At 32.5% G+C, this 6,610-nt stretch carries 4 protein-coding genes; 3 read left to right on the forward strand and 1 reads right to left on the reverse strand.

Annotated features, from left to right (window positions below):
• Positions 1 to 172 precede the first annotated feature (172 nt).
• From AMO08_RS05780 to AMO08_RS05970, 3 genes are read left to right on the forward strand one after another with little or no spacing between them, the layout of a single operon-like run.
• Positions 173 to 2,233 (forward strand): autotransporter outer membrane beta-barrel domain-containing protein, encoded by a 2,061-nt coding sequence (locus tag AMO08_RS05780; protein ID WP_075484957.1) that lies wholly within the window; start codon positions 173 to 175, stop codon positions 2,231 to 2,233.
• Between the two features lie 5 nt (positions 2,234 to 2,238).
• Entirely contained in the window at positions 2,239 to 2,745 is a 507-nt protein-coding gene (locus AMO08_RS02910) for a type IV pilin protein (protein ID WP_075484959.1), read from the forward strand.
• A gap of 2 nt (positions 2,746 to 2,747) precedes the next feature.
• Positions 2,748 to 3,224, forward strand: coding sequence for a type II secretion system protein (locus AMO08_RS05970; protein WP_306452497.1), 477 nt, complete (start codon positions 2,748 to 2,750; stop codon positions 3,222 to 3,224).
• A gap of 37 nt (positions 3,225 to 3,261) precedes the next feature.
• Here the strand turns inward: AMO08_RS05970 and AMO08_RS02920 are convergent.
• Positions 3,262 to 6,610: pilus assembly protein (locus tag AMO08_RS02920; protein WP_075484961.1), on the reverse strand; the 3,349-nt coding region annotated here is incomplete at its 5' end.

Below are 6,610 nucleotides of genomic sequence, written 5' to 3' on the forward strand. Positions count from 1 at the left end.
AAAGGAGGAGGCATATCAAATGACACTGATGTTGGCTACATTAGGATGTTATCACCAGGTACAAAAATTGAAGTTCAGGTTTGTTTTATAACACCATGTGCTGGAACGCGCTGCACATCTGATAATCATCTTTGTAGCGGAGATATTAATTTAAATTAGTTTTAAAAAATATATGAAAATAAAAAACTTTATTTTAATTAAATTTATTTTCATTTTTATTTTTTTAATAAATTCAAATGAAGCTAAAACTGAAGGTTGTGACACAACTGTTTCTAGTTCTTTAACTTCACAACTTGAGTGTACTGATGATGATACCTTAAACGTAACCATCAATGGGTCAGTTATCAAAACTGGTGCTGATACAATTCATGCAAAGAGTCATTCTAATGTAACAATAGATAATAAAGGAACTATTTCAGCTAGCACTAATCAAGCAATTAATATGCAGCATGCTGTAAATACTACAGTTACTAACTCTGGTACTATTGAAGCTACACTTAGAAACGCAATATTGATGGATGGTAATAATGCAGATAATAACACAATTAACAATAGTGGAACCTTAAAAGCTGGAAAGAAACAAGTGATACTTGCAACAAATTCAGAGAATACAACAATCATAAATTCAGGATCAATTGAAGCTACAAATTCAAGCAATCCAAATACAGGTGGAATAAATTATTATAATACTTCTGGTTCTGCCATTGATGGAGCAACCATTACTAATTCTGGAACTATCTTTGCTTATGGGACTGGCATAAGGTTTGGAACTTTAGGAATTGCAAGTAAAGCAGTTAACAATATGACAATTACTAATTCAGGAACAATCGAGGGAGGAACTGCTAGTATAGCAGTACATAATGCTAATGCTACTGGTACAAATATTATTACTAAAGACGAGGGTACTTATGTTGGAAAAATAATATTAAACGATTCTGCAACTACTTTTACTTTAGACTGCAGTATTTCAAAAGATCAAGATATTGAGTTAAATGATAAAACTAATATTTCAATAACAAATAATTTGTGTGGAAATGATACATATCAAATATTAGATTCGAATAAAAATTTAGACTCGGATAATTCTGAAGCTGATGGTTATCTTAGAATTTATGGAGAAGAATTAGATGTTGTTAGTAACAACAAAAAATATAGAACAGAAATCTTTAGCAATACTTTAAAAAATATTTTTAAGTCATTAAGTGATATAAAAGAAAAATCGACTTTTTACGCCCAGTCGAAAAGAAATAATATTTATCAAAATTCTACCAAGGGTGTTTCTGGTTATTTTTTAAAAAACGATTACGAGGAAGAAAAGACAAGATCTTTTTTAGCTTATTTTGAGCAAAACGCTAATTTTAATAGTAAAGAAAAAAGTAAAAGTGAAAACTTAGCCTTTGGTTATGATTTAAGCACAAATATAAATAATCTTTCAATCAAGCCATTGATTGGTATTTCTAGTAATAAAATTACTGATATTGAAACTGAGTCTAATCAAATAATAAGAAATAATTTTATAGGTCAGTTTTTTGCATTACATTCTAATTATAAATTAAAAAGAAAAATTCAAAATAATAATGATTTAACTTTAACAATAAATGGAGAGTACGGAGCGCATAGACTTCCAAAATACTTATCTAAATTTACTCATGGAGATTTATCTGTTGATGAGTCAGTAGATCAGGTTTTAGGTGCAGGTTTTGATGTTGAGTATTCAATAAAAAATAAAAACGGCTTTATTTTAAAACCTTATTTTGGTTTAGCCTTCAACAAAACTCTAAGTGGTAAAATTAAAATGAATGATATTAATGGGGCAGGATTAAAAGAGAATATATCGCAAGGTCACACAATGAATGGAGCTGTTACAAAAAAAATTGGATTTTCTTTGACTAAAAATACTGATGATATTGGTATAAGTTTAAATTTTGAACATAGTAATATGGATAAAATAATTAATAATAATTTAAATTTATCTATTAGTAAAAAACTTCAAAGAGTTGCTAAAAAAAGAGCAATGCAAAAAAAAGAAGATGAAAAGTTAGATCCTGAACTTGAAAGTTTATTTGATCAGCTTCAAGTTGTGAGAGAAAATGAAAGACTTGCATTGGTTGCTAACAAACTTAATCAAGAAAATCAGGCAATGAAAGAATTAATTATTCAATTGATCAAAGAAAATCAAAAAATAAAAACTGAAAATAAGTTATTAATTCAAAACATTAATTCAAATAATTAATTTGTATGAGGGAAAATAAAGGCTTTACTTTAATTGAGCTCCTAGTCGTAGTAGCTATCATTGGTATTCTAGCTGCAGTAGGGGTGGTTGCTTATAGTGGGTATACAAGTGGTGCCAAAACTTCAGCTTCAAAAACATGTTACAAGTCTACAGTTAATTATATTGAGAGCGAATTAACTTTATGTAGTTTAGGCAATTCTTCTGTAATGGATGGCGAGCTAAGTTGCTCTGGATACAATACAGCAACTGGTGCTTTTAATACTATGCAAGCACTTGCAAATGTAAGATCAATGAGAGGTTCTGTGACGCCTGGTGTTGATGAAGGTGTTTTGAAATCATTTAGAAACCCATTTGATACATCATTACCTTGTATTAGATCAAGAACAGGCTTTACCCCGGGTCAAGTAAGTATAAGTGTAAATGGTACAAAACTTCAAATTAGAGCATGTTTTAAAAAAAATTGTGCTGCAGGTGATACTGCAAGCAAAGATATTGATGTAAGTTTAAAATAATAATGAATAAAAAAGGCTTCACCCTAATAGAACTCCTAGTCGTAGTAGCAATCATTGGTATTCTAGCTGCAGTAGGGGTGGTTGCTTATAGTGGGTATACTGCAGGTGCCAAAGAACAAGTTTGCTTAGGTCATTATGCTCAGTTAAAAAAGAAAATAAATCAGAACTGGCTTATGTGCGATATTAACGGGGAAGTTCCATTAAAAGGTCAATTCACAAATGGTGTTGAGGGAACAGAGAGAAATGTTGCATGTACAAACTTTGGAACTATAGCAGGTGAGACTGTAAAAGATTTTACAAACTATGCAAAAAGCCCTTATGAAAATTTAAAAAGCAATTTAGATGTTTTATCATATATTGGTGATCCACCTAAAGACGGTCAATTTGCTTACTATCCTGAGACAGCAGGATTTAAACTAAGAGTAAGATGTAGAGGGAAAGTTACAACACATCAATGGCCAAAAGCCCAATATCCATAAAAATTATAAAACAAAAAAAGTATTAATTTAATATTTTCTAGAAATTATGTCTCCAAGAACTTCTGTAAGTACTTACTTCTCCAGAAGCTGCTTGTAGAGTTACTAAGTCTTTCTTAGACTGAGTTGACTGACCTGCAATGTTTGCAAATAATTTTCCAGCAAAGAATACAATTCTTGATAATACCCCCTGACCAACATAGAAACATTGATCAGATGTAGCTCTTTTCTTACCTAGTCTTGAAGAGAAGTTTGTTCCACATTCATCATCTGCTGCACAAATAAATGCATCTCCTAAACTACATTTATTAACTGATGATGAGGGTTGATAAATTGGAAAATAAGCTAATCCACTTGAAACAGATGGCTCCGCAGTCACTTTTTGATAATTAGGTAAAGTAATATACCAACCTAAATCTTTTGTTAATTCAGGACAGTTTGCACCTGTTGTATCGTTAGATGTGTTCTTACATTTAGTAAGATCAGCTGCTTTTTTTGGTTTACTCACTGCTCTATAGTTTGGATAATTTGGATCTGCAATTCCAAGCATTAAGTTTTGTGTACCTTTTGAGGCATCTCCAATTCTTTCATAATCACCTGTTCCTGCGTATAACCATAACGAATTAGTAGTTTGACCAACCGTTGCATCCATTGAATGATACATATATCTTCCATTTGTTGAATTTGATCCTGCTGTAAATAACGTAGTGCTATCATACATGTTAATTGCATTTCCTTGACCATCATCAGACATATTCGTTAAATTAAATTTAGTAATTTTTCCTTCTAAATCACTTAAGTAAACAAGTGCTCCTTTATAATTTACCCCTCTTGCAGTGTCTGGTGTAATAACTACTGGGGTTCCTGGAGTTGAGTTTACAATGTCATTTGTTGTTAAATCCTCAATTGGAATTACTTTTTGAACTTTACCTGGATATGTTGTGTCTTCTAAATTAACTAAAGTTAAGTTAGAGCCAAAACCTGAATGTTGAGCACCAAATCCACCACCCATTACAGCGACATAAATATCATCTTCAATATTATTATCACCAGCTCCATCGTTTGGTAATCTTAATATTCTAGGAGCTGCCCAAGTTTCACCTAAAGCACTATAATCATATTCTGGTTGAGTTTGAACTCCTGTTAAAGCAGAACCAGGTTTTAGATATAGCCCAAGATTAGAACTAGCTAATGCATCGTTGTTAGGATCATAGCCATAATAAGTTATGGTTGTTCCAAATTGAATATAGGTTTCACCATTTCTTGCACCAGAGGTGTATTTTCCAATTGTGAAATTTGTGTAATCTTTATCATCTAAAAGTACTGTTAAATCAGATCTTGATACATTTTGTAGAGCTGCAGGCAGTGTCCATCTATTTGATTTAAAACATCTATTGTTTGCAGTTGCATCACAAGTTTCACTCCCCACACTATTTTGTGCGTTATCAGTTACTTCAATTGCTTCAGTAAATGTGCTTAATGGGAATGAAGTTGCAATATAATCATAATCATTAAGATTACCGTTGTGATCGATTACGTGAACTTTGTGCTTAATATGATCATTATAAACAGAATATAAATGCAAGGGTTTTTCAGGATCTGTTACATCAAGCACTGAAAAACCAGGTCCACCTCTTCCATAAGGAATCATTAATATAGTATGCCATTTTTTTGTAGTATCATATGCACTTTGGAAATACATATCATGCACTACTGGAGAACCATCAACACCGTAAATTGCATTTGATCCACCCACACCAGATCTATTTAAGTTAACATTCACCACATTTGGCAAATTACTTGCAACAAACGGAGGAACAAATGCCCATTCTTCTTTTCCAGTTTTAGAATTAAATGCATGTAACATTCCATCATTTGCACCAACATAAATAATTTCTTTTCTATTTGCTTTTGAAGCAGCCCAAGCATCGTAGCCTTTAATTGATCTATAGTAAGCTTCTTGGTTCGTTCCAACGAATGCCGTTTCAGCACTTGGTGCACCAACAACTACCATTTCGGAATGATAAATATCTCCAAGTGGATTTGGCCTTGTCTCTGTTAAATTGCAATCACCATCATAATCAAAATAATCTTTACCTCTAACAAAGTTTATTAAACCTTTAACATCATCATCGGTACCGTTAGCAACTCCTGAAGTATTTTTACATCTTTGAGAATTCACAGGATTATCTGATATACTATGATAGCCAGATACTTCATTGTTAGTTTGTTGAAACAGTGTATTTATTTCATTCCAGTTTGTGTCGACAAAATTATTATAATTAGTTTTGTAATCTGTTCCTGGAACTTCACTCCAAATTTTTCTAGCATCTGGTGCTGGCATTACATCAATCGCACTCCAATTTGATTTATCATTCGTATCAAGAACACCACTTGAGCTAATTGCAGTTCTAGTTAAAGTTCCTTGCCATTCTTTGTTTTGTACATAGTCAAATTGTGCTTGGAATAATGATCCACCTTTTTCAATGGTTGCGGTGATGGCAGGTGCAGTAAATGATAATTTGGATGCAATAATTTGCGAGATTGCAGCTTTGAGTTGGGATTTTAAGGAAGCAGTAGTGTTAGCAATAATCACATCATTAGTACCGCCTACTTGAGCCATTCTTCTAAAGTTTCTAATTCCACTCCCTGATATTCCACCACCATAAGCAACAGTAAAGGTTTTAATTTTATGTTGGTTTAACAATCTTGAAACTCTACTAGCAGCTTGGTTATGGTAAGACCAAGCTCCATCACCTATAACTAAAACATAGCTATTCTGACAAGACAAGTTTTTATCTATTGGAGATAAAGTGCTGTGCAAATAATATTGCTCTGCTTGTTTTGCCCAATTATCAGCATTCGTTCCTCCACCGGGACTTACACTTGAAATTATTTGATTAATTCTTGATGCACCTTGTTTATGGGCTCTTACTTTTATACAGGCTCTACTAGTACAAGGCGAAGCCCTTCCAGTAGTTATATCGCCAGACCAAGATCTAAAACCAGACCCATTATTATCCCAAGACCAATAACCAAATCCAAAATTTACTCCTGCTGTTAATGAAGAGTCTGTTACAATTGCTTTTATGGCTTCATGAGCACCTGTCATTCTTGTGCTTACAGAACCACCAAATTCTTTTAAAAAACCAAGGTTTAAATCAAAAGCTTGAATTGAACTTTTGTAATAATCGGCAACTAATACTCTATTATTTGCACTATCTACAAAAGTACCTCTAGGGTAACGCATACGAACATTACTAGTTGTAGATTTTCCACTGCAACATCTACCTACCTTACTATAACTTGCGCTAGTTTTAGCTGCATTAAGAGTTATTTTATATAACCCATGTTCATAATAACTTGTACCATATAAAATATTATCATCA

The organism is Candidatus Pelagibacter communis (genome assembly GCF_001180205.1).
Classification (GTDB): Bacteria; Pseudomonadota; Alphaproteobacteria; order Pelagibacterales; family Pelagibacteraceae; genus Pelagibacter; species Pelagibacter ubique_O.

Excerpts from the sequence above, each read along its gene's own strand:
- AMO08_RS05970 (WP_306452497.1), top strand. The coding sequence starts at position 2,748 with ATGAATAAAAAAGGCTTCACCCTAATAGAACTCCTAGTCGTAGTAGCA.
- AMO08_RS02910 (WP_075484959.1), top strand. The coding sequence starts at position 2,239 with ATGAGGGAAAATAAAGGCTTTACTTTAATTGAGCTCCTAGTCGTAGTA.
- AMO08_RS05780 (WP_075484957.1), top strand. The coding sequence starts at position 173 with ATGAAAATAAAAAACTTTATTTTAATTAAATTTATTTTCATTTTTATT.